This window comes from Enterobacter sp. Ap-867, assembly GCF_011752855.1.
Classification (GTDB): domain Bacteria; phylum Pseudomonadota; class Gammaproteobacteria; order Enterobacterales; family Enterobacteriaceae; genus Cedecea.
On sequence record NZ_VWWS01000005.1, the window covers coordinates 410,406 to 431,039 of the forward strand.

General features: G+C 53.8%; 19 protein-coding genes and 3 tRNA genes. All 22 read left to right on the top strand.

What is annotated here, in order from left to right; all coding sequences use genetic code 11:
• Positions 1 to 477: 477 nt before the first annotated feature.
• The 22 genes from sdhC to F3J26_RS14905 all read left to right on the top strand — a co-directional run bounded on the left by sdhC (position 478) and on the right by F3J26_RS14905 (position 20,370).
• A complete protein-coding gene (sdhC, locus tag F3J26_RS14800) occupies positions 478 to 882 on the top strand; it encodes a succinate dehydrogenase cytochrome b556 subunit (RefSeq protein WP_034808195.1) in 405 nt (134 codons plus the stop codon).
• Positions 876 to 1,223 (top strand): succinate dehydrogenase membrane anchor subunit, encoded by a 348-nt coding sequence (sdhD, locus tag F3J26_RS14805; RefSeq protein WP_008456141.1) that lies wholly within the window; start codon positions 876 to 878, stop codon positions 1,221 to 1,223. Before sdhC ends, sdhD begins: the two co-directional genes overlap by 7 nt.
• Positions 1,223 to 2,989: a succinate dehydrogenase flavoprotein subunit gene (gene sdhA / locus F3J26_RS14810; protein WP_166994563.1), complete on the top strand. Its 1,767-nt coding sequence runs from the start codon at positions 1,223 to 1,225 to the stop codon at positions 2,987 to 2,989. Before sdhD ends, sdhA begins: the two co-directional genes overlap by 1 nt.
• Before the next feature lie 15 nt (positions 2,990 to 3,004).
• Positions 3,005 to 3,721: a succinate dehydrogenase iron-sulfur subunit SdhB gene (gene sdhB, locus F3J26_RS14815; protein ID WP_085541216.1), complete on the top strand. Its 717-nt coding sequence runs from the start codon at positions 3,005 to 3,007 to the stop codon at positions 3,719 to 3,721.
• Positions 3,722 to 3,982: 261 nt separating this feature from the next.
• The gene (gene sucA / locus F3J26_RS14820) at positions 3,983 to 6,790 is read left to right on the top strand and encodes a 2-oxoglutarate dehydrogenase E1 component (RefSeq protein WP_166875785.1); all 2,808 of its coding nucleotides are present in this window, start codon (positions 3,983 to 3,985) and stop codon (positions 6,788 to 6,790) included.
• A gap of 15 nt (positions 6,791 to 6,805) precedes the next feature.
• On the top strand, positions 6,806 to 8,032 hold the full coding sequence (odhB, locus tag F3J26_RS14825) for a 2-oxoglutarate dehydrogenase complex dihydrolipoyllysine-residue succinyltransferase (protein ID WP_008456145.1): 1,227 nt from the start codon (positions 6,806 to 6,808) through the stop codon (positions 8,030 to 8,032).
• A 98-nt stretch (positions 8,033 to 8,130) separates the two neighbouring features.
• Entirely contained in the window at positions 8,131 to 9,297 is a 1,167-nt protein-coding gene (sucC, locus tag F3J26_RS14830) for an ADP-forming succinate--CoA ligase subunit beta (RefSeq protein WP_008456146.1), read from the top strand.
• A complete protein-coding gene (gene sucD / locus F3J26_RS14835) occupies positions 9,297 to 10,169 on the top strand; it encodes a succinate--CoA ligase subunit alpha (protein ID WP_008456147.1) in 873 nt (290 codons plus the stop codon). Before sucC ends, sucD begins: the two co-directional genes overlap by 1 nt.
• Before the next feature lie 820 nt (positions 10,170 to 10,989).
• Complete coding sequence (gene cydA, locus F3J26_RS14840; RefSeq protein ID WP_039291231.1) at positions 10,990 to 12,558, top strand: cytochrome ubiquinol oxidase subunit I; 1,569 nt, start codon at positions 10,990 to 10,992, stop codon at positions 12,556 to 12,558.
• Positions 12,559 to 12,573: 15 nt separating this feature from the next.
• A complete protein-coding gene (gene cydB / locus F3J26_RS14845; RefSeq protein WP_008456151.1) occupies positions 12,574 to 13,713 on the top strand; it encodes a cytochrome d ubiquinol oxidase subunit II in 1,140 nt (379 codons plus the stop codon).
• Positions 13,714 to 13,726: 13 nt separating this feature from the next.
• Positions 13,727 to 13,840, top strand: a complete 114-nt coding sequence (gene cydX / locus F3J26_RS14850) for a cytochrome bd-I oxidase subunit CydX (RefSeq protein WP_008456153.1) — start codon at positions 13,727 to 13,729, stop codon at positions 13,838 to 13,840.
• Positions 13,840 to 14,133, top strand: coding sequence for a cyd operon protein YbgE (ybgE, locus tag F3J26_RS14855; protein WP_008456154.1), 294 nt, complete (start codon positions 13,840 to 13,842; stop codon positions 14,131 to 14,133). Before cydX ends, ybgE begins: the two co-directional genes overlap by 1 nt.
• A gap of 148 nt (positions 14,134 to 14,281) precedes the next feature.
• Complete coding sequence (ybgC, locus tag F3J26_RS14860) at positions 14,282 to 14,686, top strand: tol-pal system-associated acyl-CoA thioesterase (protein WP_008456156.1); 405 nt, start codon at positions 14,282 to 14,284, stop codon at positions 14,684 to 14,686.
• Complete coding sequence (gene tolQ / locus F3J26_RS14865) at positions 14,683 to 15,369, top strand: Tol-Pal system protein TolQ (RefSeq protein ID WP_008456164.1); 687 nt, start codon at positions 14,683 to 14,685, stop codon at positions 15,367 to 15,369. The genes ybgC and tolQ overlap by 4 nt, the downstream gene beginning before the upstream one ends.
• A 13-nt stretch (positions 15,370 to 15,382) precedes the next feature.
• Complete coding sequence (tolR, locus tag F3J26_RS14870; RefSeq protein WP_008456166.1) at positions 15,383 to 15,808, top strand: colicin uptake protein TolR; 426 nt, start codon at positions 15,383 to 15,385, stop codon at positions 15,806 to 15,808.
• A 32-nt stretch (positions 15,809 to 15,840) separates the two neighbouring features.
• Positions 15,841 to 17,103, top strand: a complete 1,263-nt coding sequence (tolA, locus tag F3J26_RS14875; protein ID WP_166994566.1) for a cell envelope integrity protein TolA — start codon at positions 15,841 to 15,843, stop codon at positions 17,101 to 17,103.
• A 131-nt stretch (positions 17,104 to 17,234) separates the two neighbouring features.
• Positions 17,235 to 18,527, top strand: coding sequence for a Tol-Pal system beta propeller repeat protein TolB (gene tolB / locus F3J26_RS14880; protein ID WP_008456170.1), 1,293 nt, complete (start codon positions 17,235 to 17,237; stop codon positions 18,525 to 18,527).
• Positions 18,528 to 18,558: 31 nt separating this feature from the next.
• Positions 18,559 to 19,080, top strand: a complete 522-nt coding sequence (gene pal, locus F3J26_RS14885; protein WP_008456172.1) for a peptidoglycan-associated lipoprotein Pal — start codon at positions 18,559 to 18,561, stop codon at positions 19,078 to 19,080.
• A gap of 9 nt (positions 19,081 to 19,089) precedes the next feature.
• Entirely contained in the window at positions 19,090 to 19,875 is a 786-nt protein-coding gene (cpoB, locus tag F3J26_RS14890; RefSeq protein ID WP_166994568.1) for a cell division protein CpoB, read from the top strand.
• A 164-nt stretch (positions 19,876 to 20,039) separates the two neighbouring features.
• Positions 20,040 to 20,115 (top strand) — tRNA-Lys (locus F3J26_RS14895).
• Between the two features lie 46 nt (positions 20,116 to 20,161).
• Positions 20,162 to 20,237 (top strand) — tRNA-Lys (locus F3J26_RS14900).
• Positions 20,238 to 20,294: 57 nt separating this feature from the next.
• Positions 20,295 to 20,370, top strand: a tRNA-Lys gene (locus F3J26_RS14905).
• Positions 20,371 to 20,634: the final 264 nt, after the last annotated feature.

Here is a 20,634-nt window from a genome sequence, read left to right on the forward strand (position 1 = left end):
GAAACTACAGCAAATCAGCGTCTTAGCAATCAGTATCATTCAAACCTGTATATCACTAATAACTGTCCTGATCTCTCGGGTCAATACCCATCCACTGTTACATAACTATTACTCAGGTGAAAGGCTGACCCTATAACTTTTACGAATTATACGGCTTTTCTGGCCCTGTTTGTAACAAGAATGTTTAACTTTTGTCAAATCAGATGATTAAAATTTAAAATAATGTTGTTATCGTGATCCTGCTCACTGTTCCGAGCAAAACCCTTCAAACATTATGTGGGTTAATTGTAATGATTTTGTGAAGAGCCTATACTGCCGCCAGGTCTCCGGAACACCCTGCTACCGGGAGCCACCCAGCGTTGTAGCCAGATCCCTGGCCTCTGGATGTAGCTGTTTTTTGCATGACGCACAGTTATAGAAAGTTAGCGCTGTCTGACCCCGAATGCAGATCCGGAGGAAGGAAACAATAAGAAGAGCATGTGGGCGCTATTCATGATAAGAAACGTGAAAAAACAACGACCTGTCAATCTGGATCTGAAAACGATCCGGTTCCCCGTCACTGCAATCGCTTCCATCCTCCACCGCGTTTCCGGCGTGATCACATTTGTGGCGGTCGGCATTCTGCTTTGGTTGCTGGGACTGTCACTCTCCTCCCCGGAAGGTTTTCTGACCGCGTCCGCCGTGATGAGCAGCTTTATCGTTAAATTTATAATGTGGGGCATTCTGACGGCTCTGGCCTATCACGTGGTGGTGGGTATTCGCCATCTGCTGATGGACTTTGGCTATCTGGAAGAGACCTTTGTAGCGGGCAAACGATCCGCACATATCGCCTTTGTTATTACTGTCGTGCTTTCAATTCTTGCAGGAGTCCTCGTATGGTAAGCAATGCCTCCGCATTGGGTCGCAATGGCGTGCACGATTATGTGCTGGTTCGCGCTACCGCCATCGTACTCACCCTGTACATCATCTACATGATTGGCTTCTTCGCTGTCACCGGCGAGCTGACCTACGACGTCTGGCACGGCTTCTTTGCCTCTGCCTTCACCAAAGTTTTCACCCTGCTGGCACTGTTCTCTATTTTGATCCATGCCTGGATTGGCATGTGGCAGGTGTTGACCGACTACGTTAAACCACTGGCGATTCGCCTTCCTTTACAGCTGCTGATTGTTGTCGCGCTGTTGGTTTACGTCATTTATGGATTCGTTGTGGTGTGGGGTGTGTAATGAAACTGCCAGTCAGAGAATTTGATGCTGTAGTGATTGGTGCCGGCGGCGCAGGTATGCGCGCGGCGCTACAGATTTCCCAGAGCGGCCAAAGCTGTGCGCTGCTTTCTAAAGTGTTCCCAACTCGTTCCCATACCGTATCTGCGCAGGGTGGTATCACCGTGGCGCTGGGTAATACCCATGAAGATAACTGGGAATGGCACATGTATGACACGGTAAAAGGTTCCGATTATATCGGTGACCAGGACGCCATCGAATATATGTGTAAAACCGGCCCGGAAGCGATTCTGGAACTGGACCACATGGGCCTGCCTTTCTCCCGTCTGGAAAACGGCACCATTTATCAACGTCCGTTCGGCGGCCAGTCGAAAGACTTCGGCGGCGAGCAGGCGGCGCGTACTGCGGCAGCGGCTGACCGTACCGGCCACGCTTTACTGCACACGCTGTATCAGCAGAACCTGAAAAACCACACCACCATCTTCTCCGAGTGGTATGCGCTGGATCTGGTGAAAAACGCCGATGGCGCAGTGGTTGGCTGTACCGCACTGTGCATCGAAACCGGTGAAGTCGTTTACTTCAAAGCCCGCGCAACCGTGCTGGCAACCGGCGGCGCAGGCCGTATTTATCAATCCACCACCAACGCCCACATCAATACCGGTGACGGCGTTGGTATGGCTATCCGCGCTGGCGTGCCGGTGCAGGATATGGAAATGTGGCAGTTCCACCCAACCGGCATTGCCGGGGCAGGGGTTCTGGTTACAGAAGGCTGCCGTGGTGAAGGCGGTTACCTGCTGAACAAACACGGCGAACGCTTCATGGAGCGTTATGCCCCGAACGCGAAAGACCTGGCGGGTCGTGACGTGGTGGCGCGTTCCATCATGATCGAAATCCGTGAAGGCCGCGGCTGTGATGGTCCGTGGGGGCCGCACGCCAAACTGAAACTCGACCACCTGGGTAAAGAAGTGCTGGAATCCCGCCTGCCGGGCATTCTGGAACTGTCCCGTACCTTCGCCCACGTCGATCCGGTGAAAGAGCCGATCCCGGTTATCCCAACCTGCCACTATATGATGGGCGGTATTCCGACCAAAGTGACCGGCCAGGCGCTGACCGTGAACGATCAGGGCGAAGATGTGGTTATCCCTGGTTTGTTCGCCGTGGGCGAAATTGCCTGTGTTTCCGTACACGGTGCGAACCGCCTGGGCGGCAACTCCCTGCTTGACCTGGTGGTGTTCGGGCGTGCTGTTGGCCTGCACCTGCAGGAATCCATTGCCGAGCAGGGCGATCTGCTTGACGCAACCGACGCTGAAATCGACGCCTCCCTTGAGCGCCTTAACCGCTGGAACGGCAACCGTAACGGTGAAGATCCGGTGGAAATCCGCAAAGCGCTGCAGGAATGTATGCAGCACAACTTCTCGGTATTCCGCGAAGGTGACGCGATGGCCAAAGGGCTTGAGCAGCTGAAAGCAATCCGCGAGCGCCTGAAAAATGCCCGTCTGGACGACACTTCCAGCGAGTTCAACACCCAGCGCGTTGAGTGCCTGGAGCTGGATAACCTGATGGAAACCGCTTACGCCACTGCGGTGTCGGCAAACTTCCGTACCGAGAGCCGAGGCGCGCATAGCCGCTTCGACTTCCCGGAGCGTGATGACGAAAACTGGCTGTGCCATTCCCTGTATCTGCCAGAGACGGAATCCATGACGCGTCGTAGCGTTAACATGGAACCGAAACTGCGTCCGGCGTTCCCGCCGAAGATTCGTACTTATTAATGCGGAGACAGGACAATGAAACTCGAATTCTCAGTTTATCGTTATAACCCGGATGTAGACGACGCTCCGCGCATGCAGGATTACACCCTGGAAGCGGAAGAGGGTCGCGACATGATGCTGCTTGACGCTTTAATGCAGCTGAAAGAAAAAGATCCTAGTCTGTCATTCCGTCGCTCTTGCCGTGAAGGCGTTTGTGGCTCCGACGGCCTGAACATGAACGGCAAAAACGGGCTGGCCTGTATCACGCCAATCTCGGCGCTCGGCAACGGTAAGCAGAAGATAGTCATCCGTCCTCTGCCTGGCCTGCCGGTGATCCGCGATCTGGTGGTAGACATGGGGCAATTCTATGCTCAATATGAGAAGATTAAGCCTTACTTGTTGAATAATGGGCAAAATCCACCCGCTCGCGAGCATTTGCAGTCGCCTGAACAGCGTGAAAAGCTGGATGGTTTGTACGAGTGCATTCTTTGCGCTTGCTGCTCGACTTCTTGTCCGTCGTTCTGGTGGAACCCGGACAAGTTTATCGGCCCGGCCGGTTTGCTGGCTGCGTATCGCTTCCTGATCGACAGCCGCGACACCGAAACGGACGCGCGTCTGGACGGCCTGAGCGATGCTTTCAGCGTATTCCGCTGCCACAGCATTATGAACTGCGTCAGCGTTTGTCCTAAGGGGCTGAACCCGACGAAAGCTATCGGCCATATTAAGTCGATGCTGTTGCAAAAAAGCGCTTAAGTCAGAAAAGTACCCTCTCCTTGCAGGGGAGAGGGTGCAAATTGCAGGAAATCTTTAAAAACTGCCGACGATCTTCCCTCTCTTATAAGGGGAAGGGGTGAGGGGAAACCCTTAAGACAGTTTCTAAAGGTTCCTTCGCGGGCCGCCCTCCACGGCAACAGGCTCGAAGAAAGTGAACCCTGGAACGTATACCTGTATACCCTACGGTGTGCGTTATAGTTATCCACGGCGAAATAAGCATAAAATGCTTAAGGGATCACGATGCAGAACGGCGCGATGAAGCCCTGGCTGGACTCTTCCTGGCTGGCGGGCGCAAACCAGTCCTACATAGAGCAGCTCTATGAAGACTTCTTAACCGATCCTGACTCTGTTGATGCGCACTGGCGCACGATGTTCCAGCAGTTACCTGGCACCGGAGCCAGACCGGATCAATTCCATTCAAAAACGCGTGATTATTTCCGTCGTCTGGCGAAGGATGCCTCACGTTACTCCACCGCAGTCACCGATCCTGACACCGATGCCAAACAGGTAAAAGTGTTGCAGTTGATCAACGCCTGGCGTTTCCGCGGCCATCAGGCTGCTAATCTCGATCCGCTCGGGCTTTGGCAGCAGGAAACGGTTGCCGATCTGGATCCGGCGTTCCATAACCTGACCGAAGAAGATTTGCAGCAGAGTTTCAACGTGGGATCGTTTGCCATCGGCAAAGAGACCATGAAGCTTGCCGACCTGATCGCTGCGCTGAAGCAAACCTACGGTGGGTCGATCGGTGCGGAATACATGCACATCACCAATACCGAAGAAAAACGCTGGATCCAGCAGCGCATCGAATCGGTAGCCGGGCGTTCAAGCTTTACTCAGGAAGAGAAAAAACGTTTCCTGAGCGAGCTGACTGCAGCGGAAGGGCTGGAGCGCTACCTGGGGGCTAAATTCCCTGGGGCGAAACGCTTCTCGCTCGAAGGCGGCGACGCGCTGGTGCCGATGCTCAAAGAGATGATTCGCCACGCCGGTAAGAGCGGCACGCGCGAAGTGGTGCTGGGTATGGCGCACCGCGGTCGTCTTAACGTGCTGATCAACGTGCTGGGTAAAAAACCGCAGGATCTGTTTGACGAATTTGCGGGCAAACATAAAGAACATCTCGGCACCGGCGACGTGAAGTACCACATGGGCTTCTCTTCCGATGTTGAAACCGAAGGCGGCCTGGTTCACCTGGCGCTGGCGTTTAACCCGTCTCACCTGGAAATCGTTAGCCCGGTGGTTATCGGTTCCGTGCGTGCGCGTCTGGATCGTCTGGATAAGCCAGGCAGCAACCAGGTACTGCCGATCACCATTCATGGTGATGCCGCGGTAGCCGGGCAGGGCGTGGTTCAGGAAACCCTGAACATGTCCAAAGCGCGTGGTTACGAAGTGGGCGGTACCGTGCGTATCGTGATCAACAACCAGATTGGTTTCACCACCTCTAACCCGCTGGATGCGCGCTCCACGCCATATTGTACCGACATCGGTAAGATGGTCATGGCGCCGATTTTCCACGTTAATGCGGATGACCCGGAAGCCGTAGCTTTCGTTACCCGTCTGGCGCTGGACTTCCGTAATACCTTCAAGCGTGATGTGTTTATCGACCTGGTTTGCTACCGTCGCCACGGCCATAACGAAGCTGACGAGCCAAGCGCAACGCAGCCGGTGATGTACCAGAAAATCAAAAAACATCCGACCCCGCGTAAGATCTATGCTGACAAGTTGGAGCAGGACAAACTGGCCACGCTGGAAGATGCCACCGAAATGGTGAATCTGTACCGCGATGCGCTGGATGCCGGCGAATGTGTCGTGCAAGAGTGGCGTCCGATGAACATGCACTCCTTTACCTGGTCGCCGTACCTCAACCACGAGTGGGACGAAAGCTACCCGAACAAGGTTGAGATGAAGCGCGTTCAGGAACTGGCTAAGCGCATCAGCACCGTGCCGGAAGCCGTAGAAATGCAGTCCCGCGTGGCGAAAATCTACAGCGACCGTCAGGACATGGCGAACGGCAACAAACTGTTCGACTGGGGTGCAGCGGAAAACCTGGCTTATGCAACGCTGGTAGATGAAGGCGTGTCCGTTCGTCTGTCCGGTGAAGATGCTGGCCGTGGGACCTTCTTCCACCGCCACGCCGTGATCCACAACCAAACCAACGGCTCTACCTATACGCCGCTGGCGCACGTCCACAACAGCCAGGGCATCTTCAAAGTCTGGGATTCCGTGTTATCTGAAGAAGCGGTTCTGGCCTTTGAGTACGGCTATGCCACGGCAGAACCTCGCACCCTGACCATTTGGGAAGCGCAGTTCGGCGACTTCGCCAACGGGGCACAGGTTGTGATTGACCAGTTCATCAGCTCCGGCGAGCAGAAATGGGGCCGTATGTGTGGCCTGGTCATGCTGCTGCCACACGGCTATGAAGGCCAGGGCCCAGAGCACTCCTCCGCGCGTCTGGAGCGTTACCTCCAGCTGTGCGCCGAGCAGAACATGCAGGTTTGCGTGCCGTCGACTCCGGCTCAGGTTTATCACATGCTGCGTCGTCAGGCGCTGCGCGGGATGCGCCGTCCACTGGTCGTCATGTCACCGAAATCTCTGCTGCGCCATCCGCTGGCGGTATCCAGCCTCGACGAACTGGCCAACGGCACGTTCCAGCCGGCAATTGGTGAGATTGACGAACTGGATCCGAAAGGCGTGAAGCGCGTTGTTCTGTGTTCCGGTAAGGTGTACTACGACCTGCTTGAGCAGCGCCGTAAGAATGAGCAGAAGGATGTGGCGATTGTGCGTATTGAGCAGCTCTATCCGTTCCCGCACCAGGCGGTACAGGAAGCGCTGAAGCCGTTCGCACACGTACACGACTTCGTCTGGTGCCAGGAAGAGCCGCTGAACCAGGGCGCCTGGTACTGCAGCCAGCACCACTTCCGCGAAGTGATTCCGTTTGGGTCCGCTCTGCGTTATGCAGGTCGCCCGGCCTCCGCCTCTCCGGCGGTAGGGTATATGTCCGTTCACCAGAAGCAACAGCAAGATCTGGTTAATGACGCGCTGAACGTCGAATAAATTAAAGGATAAATAATGAGTAGCGTAGATATTCTAGTTCCTGACCTGCCTGAGTCCGTAGCCGACGCGACAGTGGCAACCTGGCATAAAAAACCGGGCGACAGCGTCAAACGTGACGAAGTACTGGTTGAAATCGAAACTGACAAAGTGGTACTGGAAGTCCCCGCGTCTGCGGACGGCGTTCTGGATGCGGTACTGGAAGACGAAGGCACGACCGTGACCTCTCGTCAGATTCTGGGCCGTCTGCGTGAAGGCAACAGCGGCGGGAAAGAAACCTCCGCAAAAGCTGACAGCAAAGAGTCTACTCCGGCTCAGCGCCAGCAGGCTTCTCTGGAAGAGCAGAGCAATGATGCCCTCAGCCCGGCTATCCGCCGCCTGATCGCAGAGAACGACCTCGACGCCAGCGCTATTAAAGGCAGCGGCGTAGGTGGCCGTCTCACTCGTGAAGATGTTGAAAAACACCTGAGCGAAGCGAAAGCGAAACAACCTGCGCAGGCGAAAGCCGCCGAAGCCACTCAGGCGCCGGTTGCGCCACTGGCTGGCCGCAGCGAAAAACGCGTGCCGATGACCCGTCTGCGCAAGCGCGTGGCCGAACGTCTGCTGGAAGCGAAAAACTCTACCGCCATGCTCACTACGTTCAACGAAGTGAACATGAAGCCAATCATGGAACTGCGTAAGCAGTACGGTGAAGCGTTTGAAAAACGCCACGGCGTGCGTCTGGGCTTCATGTCCTTCTACATTAAAGCGGTTGTTGAAGCGCTGAAACGCTATCCGGAAGTGAATGCTTCCATCGACGGCGAAGACGTGGTTTACCACAACTACTTCGATGTCAGCATCGCGGTTTCTACCCCGCGTGGCCTGGTGACCCCAGTGCTGAAAGACGTTGATACCCTGGGCATGGCCGACATCGAAAAACGCATCAAAGAGCTGGCGGTGAAAGGCCGTGACGGCAAACTGACCGTGGAAGAGCTGACCGGCGGTAACTTCACCATCACCAACGGTGGCGTCTTCGGCTCCCTGATGTCTACGCCAATCATCAACCCACCGCAGAGCGCGATCCTGGGTATGCACGCCATCAAAGACCGCCCAATGGCGGTGGACGGTAAAGTTGAGATCCTGCCGATGATGTACCTGGCGCTCTCTTACGATCACCGTCTGATCGATGGCCGCGAGTCCGTGGGTTATCTGGTAGCCATTAAAGAGCTGCTGGAAGATCCAACTCGTCTGCTGCTGGACGTGTAGTCGAACAAGACTCTGGCGGGTGCTATGACACCCGCCCCTACAACCAAATCTAACCTTACCCCGAGCATTAATGCTCTTTATCTGGATGGATAGAACTCATGAACTTACACGAATATCAGGCGAAACAGTTGTTTGCTCGGTATGGTTTGCCGGCACCCGTCGGTTACGCCTGCACCACACCGCGTGAAGCGGAAGAAGCCGCCTCTAAAATTGGCGCGGGTCCTTGGGTGGTGAAATGTCAGGTTCATGCCGGTGGCCGCGGTAAAGCGGGCGGTGTGAAAGTGGTTAACAGCAAAGAAGACATTCGTGCTTTTGCCGAGCACTGGCTGGGCAAACGTCTGGTGACTTACCAAACGGACGCTACTGGCCAGCCTGTACACCAGATTCTGGTTGAAGCTGCAACCGACATCGACAAAGAGCTGTATCTGGGCGCGGTAGTTGACCGTAGCTCTCGCCGCGTGGTCTTCATGGCCTCCACCGAAGGCGGCGTGGAAATCGAAAAAGTAGCGGAAGAAACGCCGCACCTGATCCACAAAGTTGCGCTGGATCCGCTGGCGGGCCCGATGCCTTACCAGGGACGTGAGCTGGCGTTCAAACTGGGTCTGGAAGGTAAACAGGTTCAGCAGTTCACCAAGATCTTTATGGGGCTGGCGACTATCTTCCTCGAGCGCGACCTGGCGCTGATCGAAATCAACCCGCTGGTGATCACTAAGCAGGGCGACCTGATCTGCCTCGACGGCAAACTGGGCGCTGACGGCAACGCGCTTTTCCGCCAGCCGGATCTGCGTGAAATGCGCGACCAGTCTCAGGAAGACCCGCGTGAAGCTCAGGCTGCACAGTGGGAACTGAACTACGTGGCGCTGGACGGCAACATCGGCTGTATGGTTAACGGTGCGGGCCTGGCAATGGGCACCATGGACATCGTTAAGCTGCACGGCGGCGAGCCGGCTAACTTCCTCGACGTGGGCGGCGGTGCGACCAAAGAGCGCGTTACCGAAGCGTTCAAAATCATCCTGTCCGACGACAAAGTCAAAGCCGTTCTGGTGAACATCTTCGGTGGTATTGTCCGCTGCGACCTGATTGCCGACGGCATCATTGGTGCGGTAGCTGAAGTGGGCGTTAACGTGCCGGTGGTGGTGCGTCTGGAAGGTAACAACGCCGAACTGGGCGCGAAAAAACTGGCAGATAGCGGCCTGAACATCATTGCAGCGAAAAGTCTGACGGACGCAGCACAGCAGGTTGTTGCTGCCGTGGAGGGGAAATAATGTCCATTTTGATCGATAAAAACACCAAGGTAATTTGCCAGGGCTTTACCGGCAGCCAGGGGACTTTCCACTCCGAACAGGCGATTGCCTACGGTACGCAAATGGTTGGCGGCGTGACGCCAGGCAAAGGCGGTACTGAACATCTGGGTCTGCCGGTATTCAATACCGTGCGTGAAGCCGTTGAAGCTACCGGCGCGACTGCTTCCGTGATTTACGTTCCAGCCCCGTTCTGCAAAGACTCCATCCTGGAAGCGATTGATGCGGGCATTAAGCTGATTATCACCATCACTGAAGGCATCCCTACGCTGGATATGCTGACCGTGAAAGTGGCGCTGGATGAAGCTGGCGTGCGCATGATCGGGCCAAACTGCCCGGGCGTTATCACCCCAGGCGAATGCAAAATCGGCATCATGCCGGGCCACATTCACCTGCCGGGCAAAGTAGGCATCGTTTCCCGTTCCGGGACGCTGACCTATGAAGCCGTTAAGCAGACAACTGACATCGGCCTCGGCCAGTCAACCTGCGTTGGTATCGGCGGTGACCCGATTCCTGGCTCCAACTTCATTGATATCCTGAAGATGTTCCAGGCAGACCCGAAAACCGAAGCCATTGTGATGATCGGTGAAATCGGCGGGAGCGCAGAAGAAGAAGCTGCGGCCTATATCAAAGAGCACGTGACCAAACCTGTTGTGGGCTACATTGCCGGCGTTACCGCGCCAAAAGGCAAGCGTATGGGCCACGCGGGCGCCATCATCGCGGGCGGGAAGGGGACGGCGGATGAGAAATTCGCTGCTCTGGAAGCCGCTGGCGTGAAAACCGTTCGCAGCCTCGCCGACATTGGCGATGCGCTGAAAGCTATTCTGCCGCAGTAAGCAGATGCCCCCGCGCAAGCGGGGGAAACAGTAATAATAAGTGTTCGACATGGTTGGCCACCCTGGGTGGCCTTTTTTTATGTTTCGGCTTTGATAACCCTGCCTCTTCTTACGTTGTATCGCGCATGCCCACGCACTTATTCTTTTCCTGAATAATTTCACTCTGCAATATTTTCTCGATGTAACCTTATAAAAAATAATGATTTGTTAATTTAATTTATATCAAAAGTGAATTATTTGTGAATATTAAAAGGAGGGAGCCAAAACTACGGAAAAAGATGCCCGATAAATAGTGTAAAGATGACCTTGCATGCATGGGAGAAATTTAAGCTTCAGCTTTAAATATCGGCTTTATGTTGAGAATAAGCGTCATGAAATTAACCTCAAACGAAGCGTTGGAACATATCATTAACAACAAATTCACGATTAATTCTCTATTGAAAAATAATTAACATTGCCAATGTAAATTGTTTTGGATCAATGTTTAAAGCTGGCGTTGCGGGGTATAAAGGGGCAAAATTGCTGCAGATCAAACTGGCCGAATAACGGTGTTTTAGCTATAAATTGATCGCCGTCGTAAAACGTAAAAAACATTAAGCAAAGACCTGTTTATTGTAAGGGAATTGCAGGGTAATATAATTACGGGTTATTTTTGATTTAATTAACGTGTTTGTAACCTTTCACCTTTTGATTTCACATTTGAATAAAGTGGGCGAGAAAAAGGGGACTGGAAGCGAATGTATTTGTATTAGGGCATGCTTGTGGTGAACCTCCCGGTGAACCACAGTCGAAGTCTTCATGCGAAGAGCAAGGAGTCAAGATGTTTGATATTGTCGAACTGTCGCGCTTACAGTTTGCCTTGACCGCGATGTACCACTTCCTGTTTGTGCCGCTGACGCTAGGTATGGCGTTCTTGCTGGCCATCATGGAAACGGTCTATGTGCTGTCAGGTAAGCAGATTTATAAAGATATGACCAAATTCTGGGGCAAGTTGTTTGCAATCAACTTTGCGCTGGGGGTGGCAACCGGTTTGACCATGGAGTTCCAGTTCGGGACTAACTGGTCTTACTATTCTCACTATGTAGGGGATATCTTCGGTGCGCCGCTGGCGATCGAAGGCCTGATGGCATTCTTCCTCGAATCTACCTTTGTTGGTCTGTTCTTCTTTGGCTGGGATCGCCTCGGCAAAGTTCAACATATGGCCGTCACCTGGCTGGTGGCATTGGGCTCCAACCTCTCCGCGCTGTGGATTCTGGTCGCTAACGGCTGGATGCAAAACCCTATCGCTTCCGATTTCAACTTCGAAACCATGCGTATGGAAATGGTCAGCTTTGCCGAGCTGGTCCTGAACCCGGTTGCGCAGGTTAAATTCGTACACACCGTAGCGTCCGGCTATGTTTGTGGCGCGATGTTCGTGCTCGGTATCAGCTCCTACTACCTGCTGAAAGGCCGCGACGTCGCTTTTGCGAAGCGTTCCTTCGCGATTGCCGCGAGCTTCGGTATGGCCGCTATTCTCTCCGTTATCGTACTGGGCGATGAGTCTGGCTACGAAATGGGTGACGTGCAGAAAACCAAACTGGCCGCGATTGAAGCCGAATGGGAAACTCAGCCAGCGCCGGCGGCGTTTACCCTGTTTGGTATTCCTGACCAGGATAAACAAGAAAACCGTTTCGCCATTCAAATTCCTTACGCGTTGGGCATCATTGCTACCCGCTCGGTAGATAAGCCGGTCACGGGCCTGAAAGAGCTGATGGTGCAGCACGAAGAGCGTATCCGTAACGGGATGAAGGCTTACAGCCTGCTGGAGCAACTGCGCAGTGGTTCAACCGATCAAAGCGTGCGTGATAGCTTCAACCACGTGAAAAAAGACCTGGGCTATGGTCTGTTGCTGAAACGCTACACGGAAAACGTCACTGACGCGACCGAAGAGCAGATTCAGAAAGCAACCAAAGACTCTATTCCTCGCGTAGCACCGCTGTACTTCGCGTTCCGCATTATGGTGGCCTGTGGCTTCCTGATGCTGTTCATTATCGCTGTGTCCTTCTGGACCGTGACCCGTAACGCCATTGGTTCGAAAAAATGGCTGCTGCGTGCCGCGCTGTACGGTATTCCACTGCCTTGGATCGCTATCGAATCCGGCTGGTTTGTCGCGGAATACGGGCGTCAGCCTTGGGCGGTGGGTGAGGTTCTGCCGACGGCAGTGGCAAACTCGTCATTGAGCGTGGGCGACCTGCTGTTCTCCATGATACTGATTTGCGGCCTTTACACGCTGTTTATGGTGGCGGAACTGTTCCTGATGTTCAAATTTGCTCGCCTTGGGCCGAGCAGTCTGAAAACAGGGCGCTATCACTTTGAGCAGTCCAACGTGGCTTCTCAGCCGGCACGCTAAGACAGGAGTCGTCAAATGATCGATTATGAAGTATTGCGTTTTATCTGGTGGCTGCTGGTCGGCGTTCTGCTGATTGGCTTTGCCGTCACCGACGGCTTCGATATGGGCGTGGGCATGCTGTCGCGCGTGATCGGCCGTACTGACGTTGAACGCCGCATCATGGTTAACTCCATCGCGCCGCACTGGGACGGGAACCAGGTTTGGCTGATCACCGCAGGCGGGGCTTTGTTTGCTGCCTGGCCAATGGTTTATGCCGCTGCCTTCTCCGGCTTCTATGTCGCGATGATTCTGGTGCTGGCTTCTTTGTTCTTCCGTCCGGTAGGGTTCGACTACCGCTCGAAGATCGAAGATACCCGCTGGCGCAACATGTGGGACTGGGGCATTTTCATTGGTAGCTTCGTACCACCTCTGGTGATAGGTGTCGCTTTCGGCAACCTGCTGCAGGGCGTTCCGTTCCACGTTGATGACTACCTGCGCCTTTACTACACCGGTAACTTCTTCCAATTGCTAAATCCGTTTGGCCTGTTGGCAGGCGTTGTTAGCGTGTCGATGATCGTGGCCCAGGGCGCAACCTATCTGCAGATGCGTACCGTAGGTGAGTTACATCTGCGTGCTAAAGCGGCGGCTCAGATTGCTGCGCTGGTGATGATGGTTTGCTTCGCGCTGGCCGGTGTCTGGGTGATCTACGGCATTGATGGCTATGTGGTGACTTCTGCTCTGGATCATCATGCTGCATCTAACCCGCTGACCAAAGAAGTCGCGCGTCAGGCGGGTGCCTGGCTGGTGAACTTCAACAATACGCCAGCGCTGTGGTTGATTCCTGCTCTGGGTGTTGTGCTGCCGCTGCTCACCATCCTCATGTCTCGTCTGGAGAAAGGCGCTCTGGCGTTTATCTTCTCTTCGCTGACGTTGGCCTGTGTGATCCTGACGGCCGGTATCGCGATGTTCCCGTTCGTGATGCCTTCCAGCACCATGATGAACGCTAGCCTGACCATGTGGGATGCGACATCCAGCCAGCTGACGCTGAATGTGATGACCTATGTTGCCATCGTGTTCGTGCCAATCATTCTTCTCTACACCACCTGGTGTTACTGGAAAATGTTCGGTCGTATCACGAAAGAGCACATCGAAAGCAACTCCACCTCTCTGTACTAATAAGGAGCTGATTATGTGGTACTTTGCATGGATTCTGGGCACGCTTCTGGCGTGTGCATTCGGGATTATTACCGCGCTGGCTCTCGAGCACGTTGAGGCGAGCAAAGCCGGAAAAGAAGAGCACTGATGGAATACGTTATCGCGAAACTGTACGCGGTAATGGACAAGAGCCCCTTGCGGGCTCTTTCCTTAGTGATGGCGCTGGTGCTGGCTGGGTGTATTTTTTGGGACCCGTCTCGTTTTGCCGCCAAAACGAGTGAGCTGGAGATTTGGCATGGCTTCCTGCTGATGTGGGGCGTTTGTGCTGGGATCATTCACGGCGTGGGTTTCCGCCCAACCAAAGTGCTCTGGCAGGGCATTTTCTGCCCGCTGGTTGCCGATTTAGTGCTCATCGCTGGCCTGCTGTTTTTCTTCTTCTGAATGCCTGCGTACATTCCCCCGCCTGAAGCAGAAATTATGGGCTTTAACAAGCCCATAAAAATTTACTTAACGTTTAAAACAATCCATTCCAAACCCTCATTCTCTTGCGTATAGTAAGCAGCGTTTAATTGCATTACCGGGATGTAAAGTGAGTACAACGCTGTTTCGATGGCCGGTCCGTGTTTACTACGAAGACACAGACGCCGGTGGTATGGTTTACCATGCCAGTTATGTTGCTTTTTATGAAAGAGCACGCACAGAGATGCTGCGCCAGCACAACTTTAATCAGCATTCCTTGTTGGCGGAGCGTGTCGCCTTTGTCGTACGCAGGATGACGGTTGATTATCTTGCGCCTGCCCGACTCGACGATTTACTCGAAATCCAAAGTGAAATTACATCGATGCGCGGCACTTCTATGGTGTTTACGCAGCGAATAGTCAACGCTGAAAATCAGTTGCTTAACCAAGCTGAAGTGCTGATTGTTTGCGTTGATCCACACCTAATGAAGCCTCGTGCGCTTCCCAAGTCTATTGTCGCGGAGTTCAAGCAGTGACTGACATGAATATCCTTGATTTGTTCCTGAAGGCAAGCCTTCTGGTCAAATTTATCATGTTGATTTTGATTGGTTTTTCCATCGCATCATGGGCAATCATCATTCAGCGAACGCGTATCCTTAATGCCGCCAGCCGTGAAGCTGAGGCGTTTGAAGACAAGTTCTGGTCCGGTATCGAACTGTCTCGCCTGTATCAGGAGAGCCAGGGCCGCCGCGACAGCTTGAGCGGTTCTGAGCAGATCTTCTATTCCGGTTTTAAAGAGTTCGCGCGACTGCATCGCGCCAATACCCATGCGCCAGAAGCTGTGGTTGAGGGGGCATCTCGTGCGATGCGTATCTCGATGAGCCGCGAGCTGGAAACGCTGGAAACCCATATTCCTTTCCTCGGCACCGTTGGTTCCATCAGCCCGTATATCGGCCTGTTTGGTACGGTGTGGGGGATCATGCATGCGTTTATCGCCCTGGGCGCGGTGAAGCAGGCGACGCTGCAGATGGTTGCGCCAGGGATTGCCGAAGCGCTTATCGCGACTGCGATTGGTCTGTTTGCTGCTATTCCGGCCGTTATGGCGTACAACCGCCTTAACCAACGCGTGAACAAACTGGAATTGAATTACGACAACTTCATGGAAGAGTTCACGGCTATCCTGCACCGTCAGGCTTTTACCAGCAGCGAAAAGCAGTAACAAGGGGTAAGTCATGGCCAGACGCGGACGTGGTCGTCGTGAGCTGAAGTCAGAAATTAACATCGTTCCATTGCTGGACGTGCTGCTGGTGCTGCTGCTGATCTTTATGGCAACAGCGCCGATCATCACCCAGAGCGTCGAGGTGGATCTGCCGGATGCGACAGATTCTCAGACCGTCAGCAGTAACGATGAACCGCCGGTCATTATTGAAGTGTCCGGGGTAGGGCAGTACAGCGTAGTGGTTGAAAAAGATCGCATGGATCAGTTGCCGTCAGAGCAGGTTGTTGCCGAAGCGCAGCGCCGTCTGCAGGCGAATCCAAAAACGGTCTTTTTGATCGGCGGCGCAAAAGATGTTCCGTATGACGAGATCATCAAGGCGCTGAATCTGTTGCATCAGGCGGGCGTGAAGTCCGTTGGTTTGATGACACAGCCAATCTGATCCATTTCGCTTAAACCGTTTGGGAACCGAGAGTGTCAAAGGCAACCGAAGAGAACGCTAAATTAAAACGGGCGATCATCGTTTCAGTGGTGCTGCATATCATTTTGATTGCCATCCTGATCTGGAGCTCGTTTGATGAGCACATTGATGCATCCGCTGGCGGTGGCGGTGGTTCTTCTATTGACGCGGTGATGGTTGACCCGGGTGCGGTAGTGGAAAACTACAATCGCCAACAGCAGCAGCAGGCAAGCAGCAAGCGCGCCGCTGAACAGCGTGAAAAACAGGCGCAGCAGCAGGCAGAAGAGCTTCAGCAAAAACAGGCGGCGGAACAACAGCGCCTGAAAGAGCTGGAGAAGGAGCGTTTAGCCGCCCAGGAGCAGGCAAAAGCGCAGGCCGAACAGCAGAAACAGGCTGAAGCGGCCGCGAAGCAGGCTCAAGAGCAGCAAAAACAGGCCGAAGCTGCGGCCGCAGCGGCGAAGGCAAAAGCGGACGCTCAGGCGAAAGCCCAGGCTGACGCGCAGGCAAAAGCTGCGGAAGAAGCCGCGAAGAAAGCGGCTGCGGATGCTCAGAAGAAAGCCACTGAAGAAGCTGCTAAGAAAGCAGCTGACGCTGAGAAAAAAGCCGCCGCTGACGCTGCTGCTGCAGCGAAAAAAGCTCAGCAGGATGCTGAGAAGAAAGCTGCAGATGCTGCCGCTAAGAAGGCTGCGCAGGATGCGGAGAAGAAAGCCGCCGCTGAAGCAGCTAAGCAGGCTGCTGCAGAAAAGGCAGCGGCAGAAAAAGCTGCCGAGAAGGCCGCTGCTGACAAGGCTGCCGCAGCGAAAGCCGCCGCAGATAAGAAAGCGGCCGCCGACGCGAAGAAAAAGGCTGCTGCTGAGAAAGCTGCTTCTGACAAGGCCGCAGCGCAGGGCGTCGACGATTTATTCGGTGATTTAAGCTCAGGTAAGAATGCACCGAAAACGGGCGGTGGGGCGAAAGGTAATGCCGCAGCTGCCGCTGGAAAAGGGAATAATAAGAACAACGGCGCTAGTGGCGCGGAGATCAACGGCTATGCTGGTCAGATAAAGGCAGCGATCGAGAGTAAGTTCTATAACGATCCTTCGTTTGCCGGTAAGACCTGTTCGCTGCGGATCAAGTTGGCACCAGACGGCCTTCTGCTTGATATCAAGCCAGAAGGCGGTGATCCAGCACTTTGTCAGGCTGCCGTTGCGGCAGCGCGTCTGGCGAAGATTCCGAAGCCGCCAAGTGAAGCTGTTTATGAAGTCTTCAAGAACGCACCGATCGACTTTAAGCCTTAACGCGGTTTTCCCCGTCACGACGGGGAAAGCACACTAAGCTGAGTTACAGGGTTTTGGTAGTTTTGTGTATTTGGGTTTGTTAACATTCTGCTAAATTATCGTGGGCTTTTCGCCCGGATAAGGGAGATATGATGAAGCAGGCATTTCGTGTAGCGTTAAGTTTCTTAATGCTGTGGGCAGCAGTGCTGCACGCAGAAGTTCGTATCGAGATCACCCAGGGCGTGGATTCTGCTCGTCCAATCGGTGTGGTTCCGTTCACCTGGGCAGGCCCTGGCGCCGCGCCTGAAGATATCGGCGGTATTGTTGCCGCTGACCTGCGTAACAGCGGTAAATTCAACCCGCTCGACAGATCTCGCCTGCCACAGCAGCCGGGTTCTGCTCAGGAAGTTCAGCCTGCTGCCTGGACCGCGCTCGGTATTGACGCCGTCGTGGTAGGTCAGGTTACGCCAAACGGCGACGGCAGTTACACCGTGGCTTACCAGCTGGTTGACACCTCTGGTGCACCGGGCACGGTGCTGGCGCAGAACTCCTATAAAGTGAACAAACAGTGGCTGCGCTATGCCGGCCATACCGCCAGCGATGAAGTGTTTGAGAAGCTGACCGGCATTAAAGGCGCATTCCGTACCCGTATTGCTTACGTTGTACAGACCAATGGCGGCCAGTTCCCGTATGAGCTTCGCGTGTCTGATTACGATGGCTACAACCAGTTTGTGGTACACCGTTCTCCGCAGCCGCTGATGTCTCCAGCCTGGTCTCCGGACGGCAGTAAACTGGCTTATGTGACCTTCGAAAGCGGCCGTTCTGCGCTGGTTGTGCAGACGCTGGCTAACGGTGCAGTACGTCAGATTGCTTCGTTCCCGCAGCACAACGGTGCACCGGCGTTCTCTCCGGACGGTTCTAAGCTGGCGTTCGCGCTGTCTAAAACCGGCAGCCTGCAGCTGTACGTGATGGACCTGGGCTCTGGCCAGATTCGTCAGGTAACTGAAGGTCGTAGCAACAACACCGAACCGACCTGGTTCCCGGACAACCAAACCCTGGCCTATACCTCTGACCAGGCGGGTCGTCCACAGATTTATAAAGTCAGTATTAGTGGCGGTGCTCCGCAGCGTCTGTCCTGGGAAGGTTCTCAGAACCAGGATGCCGATGTCAGTGCCGACGGTAAAATTATGGTAATGGTCAGCTCCGCAAGCGGTCAGCAGCACATTGCCAAACAGGATCTGGTAGCGGGTGGCGTAACAACTTTATCGTCAACGTTCCTGGATGAAACGCCAAGTCTGGCACCTAACGGCACTATGGTAATCTACAGCTCTTCTCAGGGGATGGGATCCGTGCTGAATTTGGTTTCAACAGATGGGCGTTTCAAAGCGCGTCTTCCGGCAACTGATGGACAGGTCAAATTCCCTGCCTGGTCGCCGTATCTGTGATAACAATATTGATTATTAAAGGATCAAAGAAATGCAACTGAACAAAGTGCTGAAAGGGCTGATGATTGCTCTGCCGGTTATGGCTATCGCGGCGTGTTCTTCTAACAAGAGCGCCAACAATGGTCAGAGCGGTGAAGGTATGCTGGGTGCCGGCACTGGTATGGACGCTAACGGCCACGGCAACATGTCTTCTGAAGAGCAGGCTCGTCTGCAGATGCAACAGCTGCAGCAGAACAACATCGTTTACTTCGGTCTGGACAAATACGATGTTAGCTCTGAATTCGCTGCAATGCTGGATGCACACGCTAACTTCCTGCGTAGCAACCCGTCTTACAAAGTGACCGTAGAAGGTCATGCGGATGAGCGCGGTACCCCAGAGTACAACATCGCACTGGGCGAACGTCGTGCTAACGCTGTTAAAATGTACCTGCAAGGTAAAGGCGTTTCTGCAGACCAGATCTCCATCGTTTCTTACGGTAAAGAAAAACCTGCAGTACTGGGTCATGACGAAGCGGCTTACGCTAAAAACCGTCGTGCCGTACTGGTTTACTAAGAGAATCGCATGAGCAGTAACTTCAGACATCACTTGTTGAGTCTGTCGTTACTGGTTGGCATAGCGGCCCCCTGGGCCGCTACTGCTCAGGCGCCAATCAGTAGTGTCGGCTCAGGCTCGGTCGAAGACCGTGTCACTCAACTCGAGCGTATTTCTAACGCTCACAGTCAGCTTTTGACCCAACTCCAGCAGCAACTCTCCGATAACCAGAATGACATTGATTCCCTGCGTGGTCAGATCCAGGAAAGTCAGTATCAGCTGAATCAGGTTGTGGAACGTCAAAAGCAAATTTTGCTGCAGATGGATAGCCTTAGCGGCGCTGCGGCGGGAGCAGGGCAACAGCCTGCTGCCGGTGCATCCCAGACTGCCACTCCGGACGCAGGGGCCGCTAACGCGGCGCCTGCTGCCCCAGTGCAAGGCGGTGATGCTAATAGCGATTACAACGCTGCTATCGCGCTGGTGCAGGATAAATCGCGGCAGGACGATGCTATCAATGCGTTTCAGTCCTTTGTGAAGAAGTATCCGGATTCAACTTATCTGCCTAACGCCAATTACTGGCTGGGTCAGTTGAATTACAACAAAGGCAAAAAGGACGATGCGGCGTTTTATTTTGCCTCCGTGGTGAAAAACTACCCGAAATCCCCTAAAGCGCCGGACGCCATGTTTAAGGTTGGCGTGATCATGCAGGACAAAGGCGACGCTGCAAAAGCGAAAGCCGTCTACCAGCAGGTCGTTAAACAGTATCCCAATACTGACGGTGCAAAGCAGGCTCAAAAACGTCTGAATGCGCAATAATGCGTGCGGCCTGACCAGATATCGTCGCTTTTCTGGTCTTGCCGTGCGAAACATAAGCAGTTGAGCGATCTGCGTCAAAATTATTGTTGCGTCAAAATCTTAAATCAGTAATATATGCCGCCGTTGCCAAGGGATACTAAACAAACCCAAAGTGACGCAAAAGTGGGTCGTTAGCTCAGTTGGTAGAGCAGTTGACTTTTAATCAATTGGTCGCAGGTTCGAATCCTGCACGACCCACCACTTTAAAGTAGTAAGCAGTAAAGAAGTTTGCAGTAAACCGCACAGTGGGTCGTTAGCTCAGTTGGTAGAGCAGTTGACTTTTAATCAATTGGTCGCAGGTTCGAATCCTGCACGACCCACCAGTTTAAAGTAGTAAGCAGTAGTAAGCAGTAAAGAAGTTAGTAGTAACCGCATACAGCGGGTCGTTAGCTCAGTTGGTAGAGCAGTTGACTTTTAATCAATTGGTCGCAGGTTCGAATCCTGCACGACCCACCAGTGTAGAAAGGCGCCCTAAAGGCGCCTTTTTGCTATTCTGAATTCGGGCAGGGTTCGAGCCTGCAGCAGGTTCGACAAAATCGCTTTTTGATTTTGCCCGTCGCTTGCGACGACCCGCAGGGTGAAATCATCCTGCACGACCCACCAGTGTAGAAAGGCGCCCTAAAGGCGCCTTTTTGCTATTCTGAATTCGGGCAGGGTTCGAGCCTGCAGCAGGTTCGACAAAATCGCTTTTTGATTTTGCCCGTCGCTTGCGACGACCCG

Bases quoted from the DNA above. Each gene is read 5' to 3' on its own strand.
- sdhC (WP_034808195.1), top strand. From the start codon at position 478: ATGTGGGCGCTATTCATGATAAGAAACGTGAAAAAACAACGACCTGTC.
- sdhD (WP_008456141.1), top strand. From the start codon at position 876: ATGGTAAGCAATGCCTCCGCATTGGGTCGCAATGGCGTGCACGATTAT.
- sdhA (WP_166994563.1), top strand. From the start codon at position 1,223: ATGAAACTGCCAGTCAGAGAATTTGATGCTGTAGTGATTGGTGCCGGC.
- sdhB (WP_085541216.1), top strand. From the start codon at position 3,005: ATGAAACTCGAATTCTCAGTTTATCGTTATAACCCGGATGTAGACGAC.
- sucA (WP_166875785.1), top strand. From the start codon at position 3,983: ATGCAGAACGGCGCGATGAAGCCCTGGCTGGACTCTTCCTGGCTGGCG.
- odhB (WP_008456145.1), top strand. From the start codon at position 6,806: ATGAGTAGCGTAGATATTCTAGTTCCTGACCTGCCTGAGTCCGTAGCC.
- sucC (WP_008456146.1), top strand. From the start codon at position 8,131: ATGAACTTACACGAATATCAGGCGAAACAGTTGTTTGCTCGGTATGGT.
- sucD (WP_008456147.1), top strand. From the start codon at position 9,297: ATGTCCATTTTGATCGATAAAAACACCAAGGTAATTTGCCAGGGCTTT.
- cydA (WP_039291231.1), top strand. From the start codon at position 10,990: ATGTTTGATATTGTCGAACTGTCGCGCTTACAGTTTGCCTTGACCGCG.
- cydB (WP_008456151.1), top strand. From the start codon at position 12,574: ATGATCGATTATGAAGTATTGCGTTTTATCTGGTGGCTGCTGGTCGGC.
- cydX (WP_008456153.1), top strand. From the start codon at position 13,727: ATGTGGTACTTTGCATGGATTCTGGGCACGCTTCTGGCGTGTGCATTC.
- ybgE (WP_008456154.1), top strand. From the start codon at position 13,840: ATGGAATACGTTATCGCGAAACTGTACGCGGTAATGGACAAGAGCCCC.
- tolR (WP_008456166.1), top strand. From the start codon at position 15,383: ATGGCCAGACGCGGACGTGGTCGTCGTGAGCTGAAGTCAGAAATTAAC.
- tolB (WP_008456170.1), top strand. From the start codon at position 17,235: ATGAAGCAGGCATTTCGTGTAGCGTTAAGTTTCTTAATGCTGTGGGCA.
- pal (WP_008456172.1), top strand. From the start codon at position 18,559: ATGCAACTGAACAAAGTGCTGAAAGGGCTGATGATTGCTCTGCCGGTT.
- cpoB (WP_166994568.1), top strand. From the start codon at position 19,090: ATGAGCAGTAACTTCAGACATCACTTGTTGAGTCTGTCGTTACTGGTT.